Annotated in this window: 24 protein-coding genes; 15 read left to right on the top strand and 9 right to left on the bottom strand. The window is 56.4% G+C overall.

All coding sequences use genetic code 11. The annotated features are described in order from the left end of the window. Positions 1–65 precede the first annotated feature (65 nt). On the bottom strand, positions 66–2,447 hold the full coding sequence (locus ACQY5P_RS08540) for a TonB-dependent receptor (protein ID WP_428410322.1): 2,382 nt from the start codon (positions 2,445–2,447) through the stop codon (positions 66–68). A 124-nt stretch (positions 2,448–2,571) separates the two neighbouring features. Beyond that, positions 2,572–3,630: a helix-turn-helix domain-containing protein gene (locus tag ACQY5P_RS08535; protein WP_428410321.1), complete on the bottom strand. Its 1,059-nt coding sequence runs from the start codon at positions 3,628–3,630 to the stop codon at positions 2,572–2,574. Between the two features lie 179 nt (positions 3,631–3,809). Between ACQY5P_RS08535 and ACQY5P_RS08530 the strand changes: the two genes are divergently transcribed. Next, positions 3,810–4,985: an AI-2E family transporter gene (locus ACQY5P_RS08530; protein WP_428410320.1), complete on the top strand. Its 1,176-nt coding sequence runs from the start codon at positions 3,810–3,812 to the stop codon at positions 4,983–4,985. Here the strand turns inward: ACQY5P_RS08530 and ACQY5P_RS08525 are convergent. Next, entirely contained in the window at positions 4,982–5,878 is an 897-nt protein-coding gene (locus tag ACQY5P_RS08525) for a diacylglycerol/lipid kinase family protein (RefSeq protein WP_428410319.1), read from the bottom strand. The genes ACQY5P_RS08530 and ACQY5P_RS08525 overlap by 4 nt on opposite strands. Positions 5,879–5,973: 95 nt before the next feature. On the opposite strand from ACQY5P_RS08525, the gene ACQY5P_RS08520 reads away from it, so the two are divergent. From ACQY5P_RS08520 to ACQY5P_RS08505, 4 genes are all read left to right on the top strand, one after another. Further along, positions 5,974–6,159 (top strand): hypothetical protein, encoded by a 186-nt coding sequence (locus ACQY5P_RS08520; protein ID WP_428410318.1) that lies wholly within the window; start codon positions 5,974–5,976, stop codon positions 6,157–6,159. Between the two features lie 179 nt (positions 6,160–6,338). Further along, positions 6,339–7,073: a Crp/Fnr family transcriptional regulator gene (locus tag ACQY5P_RS08515; RefSeq protein WP_428410317.1), complete on the top strand. Its 735-nt coding sequence runs from the start codon at positions 6,339–6,341 to the stop codon at positions 7,071–7,073. Positions 7,074–7,459: 386 nt separating this feature from the next. Then, a complete protein-coding gene (locus tag ACQY5P_RS08510; RefSeq protein ID WP_428410316.1) occupies positions 7,460–7,987 on the top strand; it encodes an RNA polymerase sigma factor in 528 nt (175 codons plus the stop codon). A 7-nt stretch (positions 7,988–7,994) separates the two neighbouring features. Continuing rightward, on the top strand, positions 7,995–8,264 hold the full coding sequence (locus ACQY5P_RS08505; protein ID WP_428410315.1) for a hypothetical protein: 270 nt from the start codon (positions 7,995–7,997) through the stop codon (positions 8,262–8,264). Here ACQY5P_RS08505 and ACQY5P_RS08500 read toward each other — a convergent pair. Beyond that, complete coding sequence (locus ACQY5P_RS08500) at positions 8,261–9,070, bottom strand: metallophosphoesterase family protein (protein WP_428410314.1); 810 nt, start codon at positions 9,068–9,070, stop codon at positions 8,261–8,263. The genes ACQY5P_RS08505 and ACQY5P_RS08500 overlap by 4 nt on opposite strands. A 389-nt stretch (positions 9,071–9,459) precedes the next feature. On the opposite strand from ACQY5P_RS08500, the gene ACQY5P_RS08495 reads away from it, so the two are divergent. The 3 genes from ACQY5P_RS08495 to ACQY5P_RS08485 are packed head-to-tail and all read left to right on the top strand — an operon-like array spanning position 9,460 to position 11,910. Continuing rightward, on the top strand, positions 9,460–9,990 hold the full coding sequence (locus ACQY5P_RS08495; protein ID WP_428410313.1) for a response regulator: 531 nt from the start codon (positions 9,460–9,462) through the stop codon (positions 9,988–9,990). Next, the gene (locus ACQY5P_RS08490; RefSeq protein WP_428410311.1) at positions 9,987–10,205 is read left to right on the top strand and encodes a hypothetical protein; all 219 of its coding nucleotides are present in this window, start codon (positions 9,987–9,989) and stop codon (positions 10,203–10,205) included. Before ACQY5P_RS08495 ends, ACQY5P_RS08490 begins: the two co-directional genes overlap by 4 nt. Before the next feature lie 55 nt (positions 10,206–10,260). After that, entirely contained in the window at positions 10,261–11,910 is a 1,650-nt protein-coding gene (locus ACQY5P_RS08485) for a PAS domain-containing protein (protein ID WP_428410310.1), read from the top strand. Positions 11,911–11,957: 47 nt separating this feature from the next. Here ACQY5P_RS08485 and ACQY5P_RS08480 read toward each other — a convergent pair whose 3' ends face one another. Continuing rightward, positions 11,958–12,131: a DUF1328 domain-containing protein gene (locus tag ACQY5P_RS08480; RefSeq protein ID WP_428410309.1), complete on the bottom strand. Its 174-nt coding sequence runs from the start codon at positions 12,129–12,131 to the stop codon at positions 11,958–11,960. Between the two features lie 190 nt (positions 12,132–12,321). Here ACQY5P_RS08480 and ACQY5P_RS08475 point away from each other — a divergent pair, with 190 nt between their 5' ends. The 4 genes from ACQY5P_RS08475 to ACQY5P_RS08460 all read left to right on the top strand — a co-directional run bounded on the left by ACQY5P_RS08475 (position 12,322) and on the right by ACQY5P_RS08460 (position 14,060). After that, a complete protein-coding gene (locus ACQY5P_RS08475) occupies positions 12,322–12,774 on the top strand; it encodes a hypothetical protein (RefSeq protein ID WP_428410308.1) in 453 nt (150 codons plus the stop codon). Between the two features lie 256 nt (positions 12,775–13,030). Then, positions 13,031–13,372, top strand: coding sequence for a DUF883 family protein (locus ACQY5P_RS08470; protein ID WP_428410307.1), 342 nt, complete (start codon positions 13,031–13,033; stop codon positions 13,370–13,372). Positions 13,373–13,378: 6 nt separating this feature from the next. Next, on the top strand, positions 13,379–13,792 hold the full coding sequence (locus tag ACQY5P_RS08465) for a phage holin family protein (RefSeq protein WP_428410306.1): 414 nt from the start codon (positions 13,379–13,381) through the stop codon (positions 13,790–13,792). Between the two features lie 31 nt (positions 13,793–13,823). Further along, entirely contained in the window at positions 13,824–14,060 is a 237-nt protein-coding gene (locus ACQY5P_RS08460; RefSeq protein WP_428410305.1) for a hypothetical protein, read from the top strand. Here ACQY5P_RS08460 and ACQY5P_RS08455 read toward each other — a convergent pair. The 3 genes from ACQY5P_RS08455 to ACQY5P_RS08445 form a co-directional block, all read right to left on the bottom strand. After that, entirely contained in the window at positions 14,057–14,740 is a 684-nt protein-coding gene (locus ACQY5P_RS08455; protein WP_428410304.1) for a gamma-glutamyl-gamma-aminobutyrate hydrolase family protein, read from the bottom strand. The two genes, ACQY5P_RS08460 and ACQY5P_RS08455, sit on opposite strands and share 4 nt — an antisense overlap. Positions 14,741–14,830: 90 nt before the next feature. Then, positions 14,831–16,162: an ATP-grasp domain-containing protein gene (locus ACQY5P_RS08450; RefSeq protein ID WP_428410303.1), complete on the bottom strand. Its 1,332-nt coding sequence runs from the start codon at positions 16,160–16,162 to the stop codon at positions 14,831–14,833. 314 nt (positions 16,163–16,476) lie between these two features. Beyond that, positions 16,477–16,650 (bottom strand): DUF1328 domain-containing protein, encoded by a 174-nt coding sequence (locus tag ACQY5P_RS08445; RefSeq protein ID WP_428410302.1) that lies wholly within the window; start codon positions 16,648–16,650, stop codon positions 16,477–16,479. Between the two features lie 145 nt (positions 16,651–16,795). Here ACQY5P_RS08445 and ACQY5P_RS08440 point away from each other — a divergent pair, with 145 nt between their 5' ends. The 3 genes from ACQY5P_RS08440 (at position 16,796) to ACQY5P_RS08430 (ending at position 18,090) form a co-directional block, all read left to right on the top strand. Further along, positions 16,796–17,455 carry a hypothetical protein gene (locus ACQY5P_RS08440; RefSeq protein WP_428410301.1) on the top strand — a complete coding sequence of 220 codons (660 nt, stop codon included), beginning with the start codon at positions 16,796–16,798 and terminating at the stop codon, positions 17,453–17,455. A 61-nt stretch (positions 17,456–17,516) separates the two neighbouring features. Further along, complete coding sequence (locus ACQY5P_RS08435) at positions 17,517–17,684, top strand: hypothetical protein (RefSeq protein WP_428410300.1); 168 nt, start codon at positions 17,517–17,519, stop codon at positions 17,682–17,684. A 223-nt stretch (positions 17,685–17,907) separates the two neighbouring features. Then, positions 17,908–18,090, top strand: a complete 183-nt coding sequence (locus tag ACQY5P_RS08430) for a YqaE/Pmp3 family membrane protein (protein ID WP_428410299.1) — start codon at positions 17,908–17,910, stop codon at positions 18,088–18,090. 56 nt (positions 18,091–18,146) lie between these two features. Here ACQY5P_RS08430 and ACQY5P_RS08425 read toward each other — a convergent pair whose 3' ends face one another. After that, positions 18,147–18,569: an acyl-CoA thioesterase gene (locus ACQY5P_RS08425; protein WP_428410298.1), complete on the bottom strand. Its 423-nt coding sequence runs from the start codon at positions 18,567–18,569 to the stop codon at positions 18,147–18,149.

Here is an 18,569-nt window from a genome sequence, read left to right as displayed (position 1 = left end):
ACGGGGCGGCGGCAAGAACATGAGCCGGCCGCCCCGTTTCGCGAGGAAGGGGAATTGGCTCCCCCCTAGAACTGCACCTGAACCGTGCCCGTAACCGTGCGCGGCGGCCCGTAGAAGGCGGTCAAGACGCCCTCAAGACCCAAAGTCGGCGTCAGCGGCGTCACAAAGCTGCCGTCATTGTTCTGGGCGATAAAGTTATAGCCTGCGACGCGGTACTCGCGGTCGAGAAGGTTCTTGCCGTGAATGCCGATCTGCAGCTTGCCGTCTTCCGAGGTCCAGACGAGGCTGGCGTCGAGAAGGCCGTAGCCGCCCTGGTCGAGATAGGCGTTCGGGACTTCGAACTGATTTGTGCGCGACTTGTAAGATGTCTGGGTGATAAAGGAGACATCCCCGCCGCGGCCGAAGAAGTCTGCAGGATGGGTGTAGTTCGTGGTGAGCGCGCCGGAGAATTCCGGCGTGTTCTGAACGACGCGCTGGTCGGAAACGTCGACCGTGCCCACCAGGAACTGGGTGTAGTCGGCGTCGATCCAGCCGCCGCCCCAACCGATGGAGAATGAGTCGCCGGCGCCGAACATGTCCTCGGCAAGGAGGGCTGTGCCTTCCCATTCGACGCCGTAGAATTCGGCGCCGCCGGCGTTGGTGGTGACGCCGATAAAAGTCGGCAGCATGGTGATCGGGTCGATGCCGCCTTGCGAGCCCGGAATCTGCACATTGGTGTAGTCGGCGTAGAAGAGGGCGAGATTAGACGTCACGCGGCCGCCGGCGAGGCGCGACTTCCAGCCGATCTCGTAGGAGTCGACTTCTTCCGGTTCGAACAGGAAGAACTCAAAGACATCATCAGCATCGACATCGCCATCGCCGTCGAAATCGACGGTCACTGTGCTTGACTGGCCGCGCGGATCGAAGCTGCCGCCTTTGAAGCCCTGGCTGTAAGAAGCGTAGAAATTATGATCGCCATTGGGGCTCCAGGAGAGCGAGACCCGCGGGCTAAAATCGGTGAAGGTTTCCTCGCCCTCAAAGTCCGAGGTGGTGGCGAGCAGCACTGCCGTCGTGCCGCCGAGCGCTGGCGTGTTGCCGCCAATGAAGGTCTGACGCAGCACCTGCGATGAGCGCTTGTCGCTGGTGTAGCGCCCGCCCACAGCGAGCTCTACGCCCGGAAGGCCGATGATTTCTTCAAGGTCGAAGGTCAGATCGCCAAAGATTGACCAGGATTTGGTGTCCACATCGCCGGTCGTGTTGGCGTTAAGACCCGGCAGCATGGCGAAAGAGCCGGAAAGATCGAGAATGACGTCGAATGTGTTAAAGGCGTTTGCGTCGATGTAATAAAAGCCAAGCACGCCTGCGACCGCATCGCTTTCGTAAAGAAGCTGAAGTTCTTCGGTGAATTGCTCGTTTTCGTAAATCACCGGCACATCCACATCGGCTGCGGGAAGCGCGTCAAAGTCAATCTGCTGAAGGCTGTCGTCCTGGCGCCAGGCGGCGATGTTCTTGATTTTCCAGTTGTCATTGAGCTTCAGTTCGACATGAAGCGCCGCGCCATAGGCTTCCGCTTCATTCTCGCCAGTGATGCCGCCAAGTGAGTCATAAACGTCGTCAAGCACCGGCGTTCCCGAGAAGAGGCCAGGAATCAGGCGGTGTCCGCCTTTCGCGTTCGACTTGTCTTTTAGGTAATCGCCGGCGAGCCGGACGAAAAGAACGTCATTGTCATATTCCGCGCTGCCGCGGAAGGCGAGGATGTTCTTGTCGTAATTCTCCTCGCCCGTGGTGAGGTTCTCTCCGTACCCGTTACGCGTCAGATAAGCGACCGATCCCCCCACTGCAAATTCATCTGTCAACGGCATTTCCGCCGTGCCGACGACGTCAAACTGACCGAAAGTGCCGCCTGAAGCGCGCAGTTTGAACGACGGTTCGTCGCCAAGGCGCTTCGTCACATATTTGATGGCGCCGCCAACACTGTTGCGGCCGTAGAGCGTGCCTTGCGGTCCGCGCAGCACTTCGATGCGCTCCACATCGTAAATGTCGAGCACGGCGCTTTGGGGCCGGTTGAGATAGACATCGTCAACATAAATGCCGACGCCCGCTTCAAAGCCTGCGACCGGGTCCTGCTGGCCAACGCCGCGAATGAAAGCGGTGAGGGTCGTGTTGGTGCCGCGCGAGACCTCCAGCGTCAGGTTCGGCACGGACTGGCTGAGATAAGTGATGTCTTGCGCGCCCTGGAGGGCAAGCTGTTCGCCGCTGACCGCAGTGACCGCGATCGGCACATCGAGCAGCGATTCATCGCGGCGGCGGGCGGAGACGACGATGACGTCGCTGGTCGCCTCACTCGCAAAGTCGCCATCCTCCTGGGCCATGGCGCCGGCGGTGCCGAGCGCCAGGCTGGAGCAGAAGGCGAAAAGCCCGGCTTTACGCGCACTGTTGAGCAATAATGTAGATTTTGTGGACCTCATAGGTCGCCTCCCTCATTGGCGTTGATTGTTATTTTTCAATGAAATTAAGGGAAGATCCGGCTTTTCATAATGACGGTAAGCGTCACTAATAGTGTACATTTTCGCTCAAATCAGGGTGATTCCTTCAGGCCTCGAGACCGCGCACATAGGCTTTTGGCGTCACCCCGTTCCAATCCTTGAAGGCGCGATTAAACGCCCGGAATTCGGAAAAGCCGAGGGCGTCGGACACTTCCGAGACCGATCTTTGTTCGGCGAGCAGCCGTTTCGCCGTGTCGTTGAGGACGTCGCGGCGCAAGTCGCGGAATCCAGTTCCCTCCCTCGCCAGCCGCCGGCGCAATGTTGCGACGCTGACGCCGATCTGCGCCGCGATCTCGCCCTGTTCGATGACGCCTCGTTCAAGGGAATCACGCACGCGTGCTGTCATCGATTGTACGCCGCCATGGCGGGCGTGTTTGCCCGCAACCGCCTCAACGATCTTCTGATAAACCGCATTCGAAGATCGCGCCTGTAATGGCGGCACAACAATCGGCGCTTCCGCCAAGGCGCGAGAGAAGGACACGCAATAAACATCGGCGCCGAATTTGATCGGCGCGTCCCAGTAGCCGAGATGGCCGCAATCGCTGCCAGGCCATGGACGACGAATATTAAGGCCTTTCACAGCAGTATCGGCCCTGTTCGACACTGTCATCAGCATGCAATGGAGAAAGATGAGAATGCACTCAATTGAGAAATAGATGAACTCATCCGTATTCTCGTCCGTATAAGGAAATTTACGGTCATCGATCAGATAATCGATGGTGTCAGCGCGGCGAGCGACGGCGTTGTATTCGCCTCCATGAAGAAGATTATACGTCTTGGCGATCACCTGCATCACATCGGTGAGGTTTTTGCACTCGCTCACATTTCGGAGTACGAAGTCGGTGCTGCCCGGCAGGAGCTGGCGCGCCGACATATGCAGCGTCTCGTCGCCAATAAGAATCATCAGCCGGTTCTGGATGCGATAGTAGTCGGCAAGCGAGATGCTGCTCTCTTCCGGCAGGGCGTCGAGGCGGACTTTCAGATCGAGACCGCGCGAAAGCCCGTCGAGGTCTATGCCTGCGCCCCGCGCCTGATCGAGCAGCGGGCCGAGGCGGCTCGCAGGGACTGAAATGGGATGATCGCGCGGTTCCGTCACTGACAGCACTATCGTTGCCTGTCAGCACAACCTATCTGATGCTTGTCGGCTTCTCCAGCAGCTGCAGCGCCGGTTTCGCCCCCTTTTGGCCCATATTTGGTGCGGTTCGGCCAGTTTGGCCCGCCCGGAACCTTTAGCGCGCCGTCTCTGTTTTGTTGCGTAGTGTTCAGGGGGTAGAGCGGGGATTTATGTCTTCCAAACGCCATTTCATTGACGATGTCTGCCCCGAGATGTTTACGCCGCGCCGGTCGTTGCAGATCATCGCGGGCTGTGCCCTTTTCCTGGCGGTCCTCGCCACAGGCTTTTTCTTGTATGTTGCGAAACCCGTCATGCTGCCTCTGACCACCGCGCTTGTGATTTCGATCATTCTCGCCCCGGCCGCGACGCGTTTTGTGCGGTTCGGTTTCTCCCAGACTGCCGCCGCCGGTTTCGTCACGCTGATCGCCGTGGCTTCGATTGCATCGCTGCTGGTGTTTTCCGGCCGTCCCGCCATCGCCTGGGCGGAAAACATTCCCGAACTGGCGTTGAAGGCGCGGGAGAAGCTCGCCGGCCTCGAAGAGGCGGTCTCCACCGTCAAGGAAGTTTCCGATCAGGTCGAGGAAATCGCCAAAATCGGCGAAGAGGAGGAGCCTGCGCCGGCAGTCGCGGTCAAAGAAGCCAAGCCGGCGGCAAGCGTCACCAAAGCCGCGCCGGGCGCAGTCGTCCAGTTTCTCTTCACCTGGGTGCTGGTGTTTTTCCTTCTTGCCGAACGTAACGATTTCAAGCGAAAGCTGGTCGCCGCCAATCGCTCCATGACGGCGAAGCTGCGGGCTGTGCGGATGTTCAGTCATATCGAGAAACAGATCGGCGTCTACATGCTGACCATGACCACTATAAACGCCTGTCTCGGTGTTTGCATGGGGCTGGCGGCCTGGGCGCTGGACCTGCCGTCTCCGCATATCTGGGGACTTCTGGCGGCGATCTTCAATTTCATCCCGTTCATCGGTCCGGCGGTGCTGACGGCGCTCCTCGCGCTGGCGGGGATTGTTCATTACGAAGAACCATGGATGGCGCTCGCCCCGGCTGCGGCTTTTATGGCGCTGAATTTCATTGAATCGAACTTCGCGACGCCGATGATTTTGGGCGTGCGCATGCGGGTAACGCCGCTGGCGATTATTGTTTCGGTGTCGCTCTTGACCTTTCTCTGGGGTCCGCTGGGCGGCGTTCTCGCTATCCCGCTGCTCCTGGTGCTGAAATCCGTTTGCGACACTGTTCCCGTGCTTGGTCCCGTGGGGGTTTTGATTGGAGAGTTGAAACGGATTGAGAACCCGTTGACTGCGCAACAGAGCGGCGGATCAGCTTCCCGGCGCGTGCGGGCGGTTTAGTCAGGACAGAGGACAGAAAGCGCGCGCGGTAGAATGCGCACTTTTACGGGATTTTCCAGCTCCAGGGGCTCCCCGTCCACGGCAACAAGCGCCGGACTTTGCTGCGATTTTACAGTGCATTCGACCGTCTCTCGGCATTCGATGGTTCCTGCCGATTTTATTTCACCGCGCAGGACCTCGATGATGCGGGCGACCATGTCGACGCCGTCTTTGCTATCAGCAAGATAGACGGCGAGCCTTCCCGTATCGAGCCTCTTGCGTCTTGGGCGCATGTCAATCGCTGTCGTATAGGGATTGTTGGCGATCATGAGGATATTGGACCGCACATGCATGGTCTCGCCGTCAATCGTCACTTCGAATTTTTTCGGCTCCGAGTGCATGAGGGTTTGGGCGGCCTCGGAGATGGCGCCCAGCCTTTCCTCCAGGCTGTGTGCATCCCGGATCGCCTCTCTCGACTCTGCAATGTCGGCGTAATCTCCGAAAACGATGTTGTTTAAAAAGGCGCGGTCATTGACCATGGCGATGTCGATGAGGCGCGGACGCCACTCCGTCAGATGCTCAATCGCCCGTTCTATATCGCCGCCCACGCGCAGATCATGTGCGATGAGGTTCATCGTCCCCCCGGGCAAGAGCGCGACAGGGATATTGGTGTGCGCGAGCTCTTTCGCGGCGAAGGCGATGGTTCCGTCGCCGCCGGCGACAATCACCATGGTTGTGTCGTCGGCATTTTTAGCCGTCTCAAAAAAGTCGCTGCATTCCGGCGGGCCGCCTGTCGAGATTTCGCAGTCGAGATTGGCGCCCTTGAGCTCATGAAAAATGAGGGAGGATATTTTTTCGGCTCCGACCGCGCGCACGCCGCCGGAATGCGTATTGATGAAAACTCGCACGCACATATATTGGTGACTTCCTTTATCTCTGCAACAATGCCACGCGACTGTCGGTTCCATCACGGAAATGTCAGGCTCATCAAAAGACTACGCCGTGAAAGATGGTTTTGTCAGCGTTTGAGACATGGGTCTCGCGCGTCTGTTTTCGCAGCAGCCGCACGCCTCGCGACAGGCTTGACGGCTTTGCGAAGAGCGGTTTCCACCTTTCTTATCTTCTGAAGCTTTCCTATTGCGTCAGGGTGATCGACAAGCCAGCGATCGATCTCATCAAGGCGATCAGGAGGTAGCTCGCCGTCCAGATAGCTGCTGAGCTCTTCAAAGCTCGGTTCTGAAAAGGGATGGCGAGGGCGGTTCACGGAGCTTGTTCCTCATACGGTAAGACAAAAGCCGGTTTTTTTTGATATCAGCGGACGGCCTTCAGTATAAGGTGTTCTGTGCCGATAGGCGATCACAAGAGAAAAATAAGATGGAAGCGCTATTCAGACGACTGAGTTATTACGCTGACTTGGGAGAAGAGGAGCTGACCTCTTTAAAAGGGCTTCGATTCCGGGTTGAGACCTATCAGTCAGGCGAGGAAATTGTCGCGCGGGGGGAAGATCCTGGGGACGCTTTTGTCGTCTCTACGGGCTGGGCCGCCCGCTACATATCGCTGGAGGATGGACGCTCGCAGATTCTGAACTTCATGCTGCCTGGCGACGTCTATGACCTTCAGGTTTTTGTCACCAATGGCGCCGACCATTCGGTGCTGGCGCTTAACAAGGTGACGGTGCTTGAGATAAAACGACAGGAGATTTTGTCGCTCTTCATGCAGGGCGGGCGCTCCGGCGCTGCTTTCTGGTGGTGTACTCTGCAGGAAGAAGCGATTTTGCGGGAGCAGATTGTCCGCAATGGGCGGCGTTCGGCGCGGGAGCGGGTCGCGCATCTCTTGCTGGAGTTGCATCGCAGGGCCGTCATCGCAGGCGAAGGCGCAGGGCATACATTCCATATGCCCGTAAGCCAGGCGATGTTGGCCGATGCACTGGGTCTTAGTTTCGTGCATATTAATCGCGTTCTGCGTGAATTGGAGAAAACCGGCGTTATTGAGCGCACGAAAGGGCGGATCACCTTGCTGCAGCGTGATCGGCTTGTGGAAATTTGCGATTTTCAGGACGACTATCTTCATCTCGAAGACAATCCGCGGCGGCTCGGATTTAATTTTTAAAGCTGAAACCCGATCGCCAAGCCTAAATATCACGTCATGAGCATAATGTAATTCGCCGTATTTGATTGTGGGCGGCTGCGTCCCCTGCGTGAAACTTGTGTGCATCCTTCTCCAGTCTGAGCCCCAATCCGCAATTCAGCGGCCGTAGCATGCAGGATAAATCCAATGGAAATCAGGAGCTTAACTCCTTTTTGGAGTGAGTCCCTCAAGTCATGCAAAAGAGGTCAGTTCCATCTCTTATATAACATACTCAGTATACATTTAATAATGATCTTCCAGATGATGCGCAAATTACTTTGGCATCGCATCCTACACACGCGGTTTCATTTGATTTCAATTTCGATCTCAGCCACCTTGCCGTCATCGGATGACAGGAGGACGACAAGATGCAAACGCAAATTTCAACCGCAGAACTCAACGAGTGCCTGCCGGCGCTTCATCGCTTCGCGCTCCAACTGACACGCAATCAGGACCGCGCCTGCGATCTCGTGCAGGACAGCGTCGAGCGCGCTCTTCGCAAGGCCCATCTGTTTGACGGTGCCAATCTTCGGTCCTGGCTTTTCACCATTTGCCGCCGGGTTTTTCTCAACCAGATCCGCAGCGAAAAAACCCGCGGCATTACAGTTGAAATGGATGACGCGCCGCAGTCCCGCCTCGCGAGCGCCCAAACACAGGAGCAGATCATGCACTACAATGACGTTGTTGACGCTTTCGAACGCCTGCCGCTGAACGACAAGGTTATCCTCTCCCTCGTGGTCATTGAGGGCATGAAATATGAAGAAGCGGCGGCGGTGCTGGATGTTCCGGTCGGAACAGTGCGCTCACGCCTTTCCCGGGCCCGCAGCCGTCTGATGACGATGGTCGAGGGAGAAAACCACGAAAATGAGGGAACCCAATTGGCCGCTGTCGTGTAATGGGTGCATGACCGACGTTATTACGCTTGTAACAGCCCTGGATATTGACGCTTTCGCCGACGAACAGTTGGCGGAACCGAGGCAAAGCGCCGTGCGCCATCGTCTTTCGCGAGACTATGGCGCACGGCTGCTTGCGCAGCGGACAACCGAGATGAATACGGACTTGCAGGCGGTAAAAGACCGCCTTTACAGCAATTTGGAACTAAAAAAGGCGCTCCGTGAGCTCACTCGGCGCAGGCGCGCACCTGAAAAAATCCGTCTTAAAGCTGGCCGTTAAAGAGCGGGTCGCCAGACGCCGCTTTCGAGCCTGTAGGCCGCGGGCGGGTCAGACAGGAACCTGTCGCCTGTAAAGCGGTAGCGCATCAATGAGATTGAGTCGCGTTCCGCGTCGAGCAAGCCAAAGCTCGCCTCTTCTCCGCGTTGACGCGTGCTGATGGCTGTCCCGGCTTGTACGGAAAGAATGCGCCCGCCCGTCGCTGTTACAGGTGAAATAGCGCTTAAATGGACGTGGCCTGTAAGGACCGCTTTAACGCCGCTTTCGGAAAAGCTCCTTAGGGCATATTCGCCATTGCCGACAATCTTTGCGCCGGCCTTGTTGGGGCCGATCACGAGCGGATGATGTAAAGCTAACAAGACGGTGCGTCCGGCGTTTTGCTCCGCTTTCGCCAGATGCGAGACTTCGTCGACCACGCGGCGAGACAGCCTTCCATAGGACCAGTTGAGCCGCGGCTGGGCCCGGCGCGCTGAGTTGACTCCGATGACGCAGACATCGCCCAGAACGACTCGCTGTAGGGAAGCGGCCCCGATATGTTTTTCGTAGCGGGACCACGGGCTGAAAAAACGGAGAATGAGATTGTAGACAGGCGCGTCGTGATTGCCGGGGACGGCGAGCACCGGGCCGTCCAGAGCCGACAAAAAAGACGCAGCCTCTGCAAATTCCTTCCGGCGGCCGCTCTGCGTCAGATCTCCTGTGACAACGGTCAGATCGGGCTCCGCCGCCTCAAGCGCGCTAGCGAGCGCCGTCAGAGCCGCTTCATGGGTCCGGCCAAAATGAAGGTCGGAGAGATGGGCGATCTTGACCACAGGTCTATTACACGGGAAATTGCCGTCGGTTCTACCCAAATCCTTGTTTTGGGTCGCTTCTTTTTGCAGTGGGGCGGAACCGGCAGGCTCTGAGGGGTGTCTGCCTAAGCCAGCATTAGGACGAAAGATCAGTGTTTTTACCAGTCAGCGCGTCACTCCGGCAATTTGCGCGCGCCGTCACCGCGGACCGGTTGGCGGGCGATGAGCTCGCCGGCGCCGTTACAGCGGAGAATATCCGGGATGGAAAGCCGCCGGCCGCCGCCAAGTCAGATTTGTTTCGCGAATTCATTCTCAAATGGCGGGAGATTCTCAATGCAGATGCGCCGCCGAAACCATTTTCGAGTGCGGAATATATCCGCAGTCTAGGCGCGCCGCCGTCCGAAGCGCGATTGGTTTTGCTGCTCAACGACATTTGCGGTCTGTCGCAACGGGATATAGAATATGTGCTCGATCCTTTGTCCAAACCGTTCGCCGATTTGCTGCAAGAGGGCCGGTCGTTCATTAAGCAAAAGCGTGCAGAGCGCAAAGCGCTGATTGTTGAAGATGAGCCGCTGATTGCCGCCGACCTGAAAGACGTATTGGAAAATATGGGCGTTAAGGTAGTGGGGCTGGCGCGAACCGCCGAGCAGGGCGCGCGCGAGGCCATCAAAACCGCTCCCGACATCGTTCTTGCGGATTACAATCTCGACGGACAAAAAACCGGCGTCGACGCCGTGGTCGCATTTCAGGATCAGCACAGTTGCCCTGTCATTTTCATTACCGGCTATCCGGATGACGTTTTAAGAGGAGAAGATGTGGAGCCGGACTTCGTCATCGTTAAACCGTACAGGCCTGAGGCCGTCCAGGCCGCGGTTGCTCACTGCCTTGATACGGCGCGTTTTTCTACAATTGACGCCGACAGCGCGAATGGTGACTTATGAGCAGTGACAAACCTTCCGCGCCGGAAAAGCGCGTTGAGAAGCTTCAGATCATGGTCGCCGATTCCGAGCTCGCGATGATCGATGATTGGCGTTTTGAAAATCGCGCCGCGAGCCGCTCAGCGGCGATACGGTCGCTGATTTATCTTGGTTTAGAGCTGACGAAATCCGATCCCGACACAGCGGCCAAGCTTCTCGATCAGCTCGACCGGGCCTGATCGCCTGTAAATGAGCTTTTTTTCGAATCCGACTACGCGCATTTTCAGAGGCGTCATGCAGTCGCGCCGCTCCGGAAGGATCTGGCTTGCGGCCGGCATCGTTCTTATGGCGCTTGCCGTTCTAATTCCAAATTCGACATTTCCACTGTTGACGCTCGTGGCGCTCATCGGCGCGACCTCGTCCGGTTATCTCGCGCCGGCCAAGAAAACCATTTTCTGGTTGACTGGCGTCGCAATTGCAGCTGCGGTCATCGTCTGGGTGCAGCCCGGAGATCTGGCCAATAACGGTCTTCAATGGCTCGCTGCGGCGATTGTTCTTATTCTCGCCACCTCGGGTGTGGTTTTTTATATTCGCAAGCTCGAAGAACGTGCTTTTGAGTATAGCTGGCAGGCGGAGATTTCCGCGGAAGCAGCGGATCTCGGCGTTTTCCGTCTGGATTTTGAATCCGACGCCTTGCACGCCAACCCGAAACTGCGAGAGCTTCTGTCATTGCCGCCGGCGACCCCGGTTTATGGCGAAGACGTCTTCGCCCGCATTCATGAGCAGGATGTCGACTATGTTCGTGAAAATTTAGAAGCGGCGCGCGGTGGGGAGGGGCGGTTTCGCGCAGAATTCCGCGTTCTCGGCGCTGACAATCGCTACCGCTGGATCGCCGGACGCGGCCGGGTGATTGTGGATCCGCGATCCGGCGCGCTTAGTCTTGCCGGGGTCAATTACGACATCACGGATGTCAAAGACCGGGAAAGTCTTGTCAGCAAACTCATCGACGGAATCGGCGCCCTCTTTTCCATCACGACCCCTGACGGCCGCATTCTCGAATTGAACGACTATGGCGAGACGCTGGCCGGCGTGCCGCGCGAGCAATGGCTGAACGCGCAATTTTGGGATCTGGAGATGTGGGGACGCTCCGCAGATACCCGCGCCGCGGTTCGCGATCTTGTCGAACGCGCTGCGGTGGAAGGCCAGGTATCGGGTGAAGCGCCTTTCTGGAATGATGACGGTGAAAAGGGATGGGCGCTCTTGACGGTGACGCCGATCGATTCCGATTTTGGCGATCCATTGCATTTGTGCCTGTGCGCCGTGGATATTTCGAAGCGCAAGGCTGCCGAGGAAAGCAATACGCTGCTGGTTCAGGAACTTAATCACCGGATAAAAAATCTTTTCTCAGTGACCAACGCCCTTATCAGTCTCAGCGCGCGATATGCGACATCAATCGAGGACTTCGCCGATGCGACGCGTCAACGCCTCTTTGCGCTGCATCAGGCGCATAATCTCGGCACGGTCGACCTCAAACAGCGCCGTGCGGATCTGCGCGTTATCCTCGAAACCACGTTGCGTCCGTGGCGCACCACGCCGCCGCGCATATTCATCAATGGGAGCGACTATCCGTTTGACGCCGGCGCCGCGACCGCCTGGGCGCTGATCGTCCACGAGCTCGTGTCGAACGCCGTGAAACATGGCGCGCTTAAAGAGGTAGACGGAACGTTGAATATTGATTGGAAAGTCAGTGATGACGCCTTCGTCTTTGAATGGCGCGAAGAGAGCAAAAACCTTGCTCCCGTCGATAGCGCCCAAAACGCCGGATTCGGTCACACAATTGTCGACCGGCTTGTCAGCGGTTTTCTAAATGGCGAAATCAAAAGAGAAGCATCGCCCGGCGAAGTGCTGATTACGATTTCTATCGATAAAGAAGCCGACGAATAAAAAACGCCCGCAACCGCGGGCGTTTTTTATTCAGTGTGTGAAGCCGGTCACATTGGCGATCGGCCACGGACCGCGCGCGCCACCATTGCGATGACAAAAAGCACGAGAAACACAAAGAACAGAATTTGCGCGATTCCGGCCGACGCGGCGGCTACGCCGCTGAAACCTAGAAACGCCGCGATTAGCGCAACAACCAGAAATGTAAGAGCCCATCCAAGCATAAAAGCCTCCATATCATCGGGAAATCGGACTTGCGATGGAAAAACACGAGGGCTGCTCGCCGGTTCCGGGCTTCCGCTGGCGCAACATGAGTAAGTTGCGCCAGTGCCTGACGCGAACCACCGGAACCGCTGACTAATGAATGTGTATTGAGCCCAACAGAATACGCGAAATTTTGCCTGAGAGAGTTCAATGTTTGCAAAAAATCATGCCGCTATGGCGATCAGCGCCGCTGTTTTCATTTTGGGCTGCAGCAATTCTGTACTAGCCCAAAATTCATATTCTGTCCCGGAAACACGCCCAGAGATTGCTGAAAATGCTCAATCTGAAACGCTCGCAGGCCCGGTGATATTGGCTTCCTTCGTGCGGATGGCTGGTCAGCATTCTGATCCATATAGTTTAAAAGTAGCGTCTTTCTCGCGCACGAAAAGCATGCGAAGAAAAGACGAACAGGCACATCTGACGCATCTCCAAGGCGACATGCTATGCGTTGAGGCGGGGTACCTCAAACTGGCACGCGAGAGTGCTGAAAATGCAACCTGTGAGTTTCGTATGGCGCGCGAGGAAGTGCTTCCACGCGAAGCAAACGCCGGTGCGATGATAGTTCTTGGCGCAGCAGATATCGTTTCGGCCATACAGAACTAATAGTCTTCCGTGTCCTTAGGCCCATGAGGAACAGTATGAAAGTTGCTCCTTGGGTAAGCCTTATGATAAAAATCTCAATAAAATCAGCGGGCTAGCTTCCCAGATAAGCTGACCCGGATTTGCCGCCTCTCCGGCGCCGCATGTGCTGGGAGGGGTTTTTCTGCCTCAGACGCAGCCCCGCGACGCATGAGGCAGGAACCAGAAGAGCGGCGGCGTGTTCTTCAAGCAGACGGATTTTTGAGGACAGGAGCATCGCATGTACGGGGATAAAGCTATGTCAGCGACTAAAAAACTCGCCGAAGGAGCATCGGACGCTGATCTTCGCCAGGATATTGAAGCGCTCCGGAATGATTTAAAAGCCTTGCGCGATGATGTGCTTGCTATAGGTGCAAAAAAAGCGACGGACGCGACAGAGACGCTGGATGAGCAGATCAACAAGATGCGGGATCGCGCTACGAAGCTGATGAATGCCGCGGACGAAGAATCTCGACATGCGGCTTCTGCGATTGAAAAGAATGTTAAAGAAAACCCGGTCGCCTCGCTTAGCGCCGCCGTCGCGCTAGGCTTTCTTTTAGGCCGCACGTTTCTTCGGAAGTAAAATCTCATGTTCAGGCTCTTCAGAGTCGTCAAGGAAGAGGGCGAGGAAGCGCTTCGCCGCACAGTATGGATGCTGTGCGCAGCCCTTTTCCTGATTGTTGCGGTAGGCTTTGCAGCCACTGCCGCGGCCTTTGCGCTTAGCGCGACGATGCCCATGTGGGCGGCCCTGATGATAAGCGCCGGCGGTGTTTTTGCTGTTGGCCTTATCTGCCTTGTCATTGCAGATCGGGAACATCACTCACAATCGTCTGCGCCGATGTCTGCATCGCCGGATCTGAACTTTCTAAACAGCGGCCTCATAGACCGCACTACTCAGGCGATGTTGCTCAATAAGGTCAAAACCCGACCTGCGAGCGTCTTGGCCATCGCCGCTGCGGCCGGCCTCGCGGTCGCTGCGCTCGACGCTTTTGACGACGACTAATCCTGAGTCCTGAAATCAGAAGCATCGTCTTATGGATAATGAAAAAGAATCCCCTTCCTCCGCTGATATTGAAGCGTTCACTGACGGCAACCTTTGCGAAAGCGCCGCCAGCGCGGTGGACGCATATATGAAGCGTGATTTTACGGCGCTTGATCGGATGTTTTCCGTCGCTCGCCTGAATTCAGCGCTACGCAAAGCAAAATCGACCGCCTATCGCGACGAAAGGCTGGCGGGCCGGTTATCTAAATTGAAGAAAAGCACTTCTTAACCGCCGGCATGGGCGGCGACCCGCTGCTCAAGCTGCTTGAGCGCAGCAGGCTCAAGAGAAGGCGCTGACTGCGCCGCATTTATCAGAGAACCGAAAACCTGGCGGAACATCTTTTTGTGAAGCATGAATTCCGGATGGAACTGCACCCCTAAAACATAAGGACGGTTAGCGTCTTCAATGGCCTGGATGACGCCATTGGGCTCGACAGCGGTGGCGCGCAGGCCGTCGCCCAATTCTTTTACCGATTGTTTGTGCAGGGAATTCACGAAGGCCCGTTTTACGCCAAGAGCGCGGCGAATGATCGAATCCGCTACGGTCGTAATCGGCTTGCGGTAAAAAGCCTTTGCGAAAAGCGAGTCGGGGTAATGAGCGTCCTCATAGGCTTCGGTCATATCAAGATGCAGCGTGCCGCCATAGGCCACATTCAGAAGCTGCGCCCCGCGGCAAATGGCCAGCACAGGCACATCCCGCTCCAGCGCCGTCTGCGCCAGGGAGATTTCCATCTCGTCGCGGGCGCGATCATAGACATAGCCCTGTTTCGGCGTGTCATCGAACAGCATGGGAAAAACGTCCTGCCCGCCGCCGAGAATGACGCCGTCAAGATCGCGGTCCGGCTTTTCGCTTTTCGCTGTAATCGCAACAGGTTCGCCTCCGGCGATCCTGACGCCCAGCGCAACCAAGGCATAGGCTGCGTTGTCGCCTTTTTCCGGTTTAGTTATTCCGATAAGCGCTTGTCGACGTGAGATAGCGCGCCTCCTTCAGACTTTAACTTAATACTTAACCTCGTCGGGCAAGCGGCCATAGCGACGCAAGGAGCTCAGAATAAAAAGAAATCCAAGTCCCGCATAAGGATCATCAGCGTGATCAAACTCCGTCGGCGCATCCCGCGACTGGTCCATTTTTTCAAGTGTAATGAACGCCGCCTTGTCAAACGCGACAGCCCCTTTAAGTCCGCGCCATATACGCCGCAATCCTTCGCGCCATTCGCCTTCTTCTCTTATTAACCTCCAGCCGCTCCCCACGACCCGGCGCGTGACAGGGAATCGGATCGAGCGTGACAGGATAGAAGAGATCATCGACATGGTCGAAAGAACCGGCGTTCTCGTGACTTTGCCGATAATGGGGTTCGCCGATTCGCTGATCGCGTCATAGGCGGTCAGTTGATAAAGCAGCCAAGGATAATCAACGCCTGATGCCATAGAATGGTAAAGCCCGGCCCAGAAACGCGCGTTTACCTCGATCAGCTTGGGCGCGTCTTCCTCTTTTCCGGTCCAGCGGAAATCGATTTCTGCAACGCCGGTCCAGTTTGAATATTTTAAAATTGCTTCCGTCGCTTCCAGAAAGGGCGCGTGATCGACCGTCTCACGGACGGTGCCGGCGCCGGACTTTTTGGGGAAGGTGTCGAGATTTTTGTACGCCATGGCGGCGCGCACTTCGCCGTGATCGGCGATGGCGGTCATGCAGAAATCTTCGCCTTCGGCGGTTTCCTGCAGAACAAACGGTCCTTTGAGCGTTTCGGAGAGTTGGTTATAAGCGCTCAAGAGCTCTTCTAGGTCATCGACAAATTCGACGCCGCGCCCGCCGACGCCTTCGGCGGGCTTCAGGACGAGCGGGAAGTCTAGATCTGCTGCGGCGGCTTCCACATCGTCCCGTTCTTCTATGATGCGGCTTTCCGGCGCAAAGTCCCGCAACGCCCCAAGGGACCTGACAAGACGGTCTTTCGGATAGACGAAATCGATGGACGCGGCGTCTGGCGCCGCAAGTTTGATATAGTCGGGAAGCTCCGACTTGCGCCGGGCCAGCAGCCGCGCATTGTCAAATAATGGCATCAGAACATAGGGAGTATCGTCTTCGGGCCGCCAATATTCGATCTTCTCAATCAGGCTTTCGATATAGGCGTCTTCGTCGTCGGCCGGGTCAGGATGGACGAAGTAGGAGTGACAGAATTTCGAAAACCGGAGTGCGGTCAGGTCGACGCTGTCGCAACCAACCACATGCAAACCGCGCCGTGCGAGGCTCTGCGCCGCTACGAGCGACATCAGACTGCGTCCGTAGGTTACAATGACACGCCCATAGATTTTTTTATCGTCATTTTCACTCATAAAGCATGGCTTTCAAACTTTACCGCGCACGAAACACCGTTTTTCAACCGGCGTTCCGTGGGTGCGAGCGGGTTACGAAAGGTGCGAAAAAACGCGGCCCGCGCTGTCGATCTCGGGGCGATGAGGCTAACAGCGCGGGCCCGCGACGGGGAGTCTGCGACGGCAAATCAGGAATGGGGCGGCCCTGATCTGCACGACAGCTTTGAAACACGCGCTAATGAGCCAGGTTCCCGTCTTGCCCAGTTAAAACTCAAAAAAAACCGCCCAGAGGGCGGCTTTTTCCAAATGCTTGAATATCATCGGTATTGTGAGCGCTAGACTGGGGTTTTACCCCTGAGGGCGCGGAAAATCATGGTCGCGACAAAAAGCACCAGAAATACGAAAAACAGGATTTTTGCAATTCCGGCTGAGGTTGCGGCGATTCCGCCGAACCCGAAAAGCGCTGCGATCAGCGCGATAACAAGAAAAGTGAGAGCCCAACCAAGCATTTTAACCTCCCTGGATTATGGACGCCGCAGGTGAACAAGCGATCTTAGAAATGGTTCCATGGAGGTTTGTGCAAAACTCATTATGAATTCTTGTGTACAGAAATCGAACGCTTATCTTCCAGCGGCGGCAATCGCGGAATAAATTATGTGGCTTAGAGCGCTCCTTTTTGCAGCGACAGCGGTGGCGGGCGGCGCCGTACTCGGCAGATCAGCCGTCGATAAGGCGGTCAAGGGTCGCGTCTCTCAGGCTGTGGAAATCGCTAAATCGACAGCGATCGAAGACCTGAGCCGGGAAACGACGAGCGTCGTACGTCAGCGCGTGCAAAGCGTCGCGGTTTCGCTGCTCTGGAAAATCGCCATCGTCAGCGCTTTGTTCGCGCTTCATGAGGCAGGCGACCTGACGGCGCGCGGATTTCAGCTTGTGGTTGTCGTCATTACTGCGGGATTCGCCATCAGAGATTTGGTCGCCCTCGGGCCGCATCTCTTGCGGGGCTATGTCTATGTCCGCGGGCATAACTGGAAACCGGCGACGGCCTTGAAAGAGTTCATTGCACGGATTGTCTTTGACCGGGCTTATAAAAAGGCGCTTGAAGCGACGTCTGAGCCCGGAGCGCGCCATGCTATCGCTTTGTCGTCATACACGAAAGAAATGCTTTCCGAAGAGATAGCCCATGCGGTGACCGAGGTGGCGAAAGGCGCGAGCATTCGCATTATCAGGCTGCGGGTTGTTCTCGGCCTCGCCATAATCGCAGCCGTTTCAGGAACCTATTCCGCCTTCATTTATTTCGCCTTGTCCCGCGCTTGACTCATTGCGGGAACCTCTTTCTCCCCCGGTTGTTAGGCCCGCGATAGAAGGAGAAGCACCCATGTCCCGGAATACACTTTTTGGCATCATCGGCGCACTGGTGATCGGCGTCATCATTTACGCGATCATCGATGAGCAGAACGAAGGACCGTTCGAGGAAGCTGCCGAATCTGTTGAAGATGCCGCGGATGACGTTGCGGACGACATTGAAGACGCGACCGACAATTAAGGCCATTACAATTTAAATCAAAAAGCGGCTCATACGGGCCGCTTTTTTTGTATGTAAACCGCAAGGAACCGACTGACGCGAATTGGTGTTTTTGAAGTGATTGCAGGAGCAAAACCATGTTGATCGCCACCATCTTGCTAGGATTTATCGTGAGCGTTTCGGCGCTTGGCGCTTCATCCATTTTCTTCTGCGACCGCTAACTTCTGACCCGGGAGATTTCCTTATGGATATTCTGCGCATCATTTTGTCGATTATTTTGCCGCCGGTTGGCGTCGCCATGCAGGTCGGCATCTCCACTCAATTCTGGATCAACGTGGTTCTTACGCTGTTCGGATATATCCCGGGCATCATCCATGCGCTTTGGGTGATCTTGAGCCACAATGGCGCGCCCGCGACCTACAAATAGGATTGCACCGATTTAAAGAACAAGATCGCCTGGTCCCTGCTGGACCGGGCGATTTTTCATTTCACGAAGAGCCGGCGAACATCTTCCAAAACCGGTGCCGCCTTGATGCCGCCCGGGGCGCTGTCGTCGAAGACGGTCCAGACGCGCTTTTCCGTTCCTTCGACGCAGAGTGTGTCGCCTTTCCGGATGCGATGCTCGATGGTGAAACTGGATTTTCCGAAGTCAGGGGCATCGCTTTCGACGACGACATCGTCGCCGTATGCTGCAGGAAAAAGGAAGCGCGCCTTCAAATCCACCAGCGGATAGCCGGCGATCCTCATATCTTTGCGCATCTGCCGTTTCTTAGGCAGGCCAGCGAATTCAAACATTTGCACCGTATTCTCGCTCAGCATGTCGATGAAGCGCGGCGCGAACACGATCCCTGCCGGATCGCACCAGCCCCATTCAATGCGTAAGGTGCGTTTGAAGAACGCAGACAT

The sequence above is a fragment of the Hyphococcus sp. genome (assembly GCF_965267305.1).
Taxonomy (GTDB): domain Bacteria; phylum Pseudomonadota; class Alphaproteobacteria; order Caulobacterales; family Parvularculaceae; genus Hyphococcus.
This window is presented reverse-complemented; position numbering and strand designations above follow the sequence as displayed.

Excerpts from the sequence above, each read along its gene's own strand:
- ACQY5P_RS08540 (WP_428410322.1), bottom strand. The coding sequence starts at position 2,447 with ATGAGGTCCACAAAATCTACATTATTGCTCAACAGTGCGCGTAAAGCC.
- ACQY5P_RS08530 (WP_428410320.1), top strand. The coding sequence starts at position 3,810 with ATGTCTTCCAAACGCCATTTCATTGACGATGTCTGCCCCGAGATGTTT.
- ACQY5P_RS08525 (WP_428410319.1), bottom strand. The coding sequence starts at position 5,878 with ATGTGCGTGCGAGTTTTCATCAATACGCATTCCGGCGGCGTGCGCGCG.
- ACQY5P_RS08520 (WP_428410318.1), top strand. The coding sequence starts at position 5,974 with ATGGTTTTGTCAGCGTTTGAGACATGGGTCTCGCGCGTCTGTTTTCGC.
- ACQY5P_RS08515 (WP_428410317.1), top strand. The coding sequence starts at position 6,339 with ATGGAAGCGCTATTCAGACGACTGAGTTATTACGCTGACTTGGGAGAA.
- ACQY5P_RS08510 (WP_428410316.1), top strand. The coding sequence starts at position 7,460 with ATGCAAACGCAAATTTCAACCGCAGAACTCAACGAGTGCCTGCCGGCG.
- ACQY5P_RS08505 (WP_428410315.1), top strand. The coding sequence starts at position 7,995 with ATGACCGACGTTATTACGCTTGTAACAGCCCTGGATATTGACGCTTTC.
- ACQY5P_RS08490 (WP_428410311.1), top strand. The coding sequence starts at position 9,987 with ATGAGCAGTGACAAACCTTCCGCGCCGGAAAAGCGCGTTGAGAAGCTT.
- ACQY5P_RS08485 (WP_428410310.1), top strand. The coding sequence starts at position 10,261 with ATGCAGTCGCGCCGCTCCGGAAGGATCTGGCTTGCGGCCGGCATCGTT.
- ACQY5P_RS08480 (WP_428410309.1), bottom strand. The coding sequence starts at position 12,131 with ATGCTTGGATGGGCTCTTACATTTCTGGTTGTTGCGCTAATCGCGGCG.
- ACQY5P_RS08475 (WP_428410308.1), top strand. The coding sequence starts at position 12,322 with ATGTTTGCAAAAAATCATGCCGCTATGGCGATCAGCGCCGCTGTTTTC.
- ACQY5P_RS08470 (WP_428410307.1), top strand. The coding sequence starts at position 13,031 with ATGTACGGGGATAAAGCTATGTCAGCGACTAAAAAACTCGCCGAAGGA.
- ACQY5P_RS08465 (WP_428410306.1), top strand. The coding sequence starts at position 13,379 with ATGTTCAGGCTCTTCAGAGTCGTCAAGGAAGAGGGCGAGGAAGCGCTT.
- ACQY5P_RS08460 (WP_428410305.1), top strand. The coding sequence starts at position 13,824 with ATGGATAATGAAAAAGAATCCCCTTCCTCCGCTGATATTGAAGCGTTC.
- ACQY5P_RS08450 (WP_428410303.1), bottom strand. The coding sequence starts at position 16,162 with ATGAGTGAAAATGACGATAAAAAAATCTATGGGCGTGTCATTGTAACC.
- ACQY5P_RS08445 (WP_428410302.1), bottom strand. The coding sequence starts at position 16,650 with ATGCTTGGTTGGGCTCTCACTTTTCTTGTTATCGCGCTGATCGCAGCG.
- ACQY5P_RS08440 (WP_428410301.1), top strand. The coding sequence starts at position 16,796 with ATGTGGCTTAGAGCGCTCCTTTTTGCAGCGACAGCGGTGGCGGGCGGC.
- ACQY5P_RS08435 (WP_428410300.1), top strand. The coding sequence starts at position 17,517 with ATGTCCCGGAATACACTTTTTGGCATCATCGGCGCACTGGTGATCGGC.
- ACQY5P_RS08430 (WP_428410299.1), top strand. The coding sequence starts at position 17,908 with ATGGATATTCTGCGCATCATTTTGTCGATTATTTTGCCGCCGGTTGGC.
- ACQY5P_RS08425 (WP_428410298.1), bottom strand. The coding sequence starts at position 18,569 with ATGTCTGCGTTCTTCAAACGCACCTTACGCATTGAATGGGGCTGGTGC.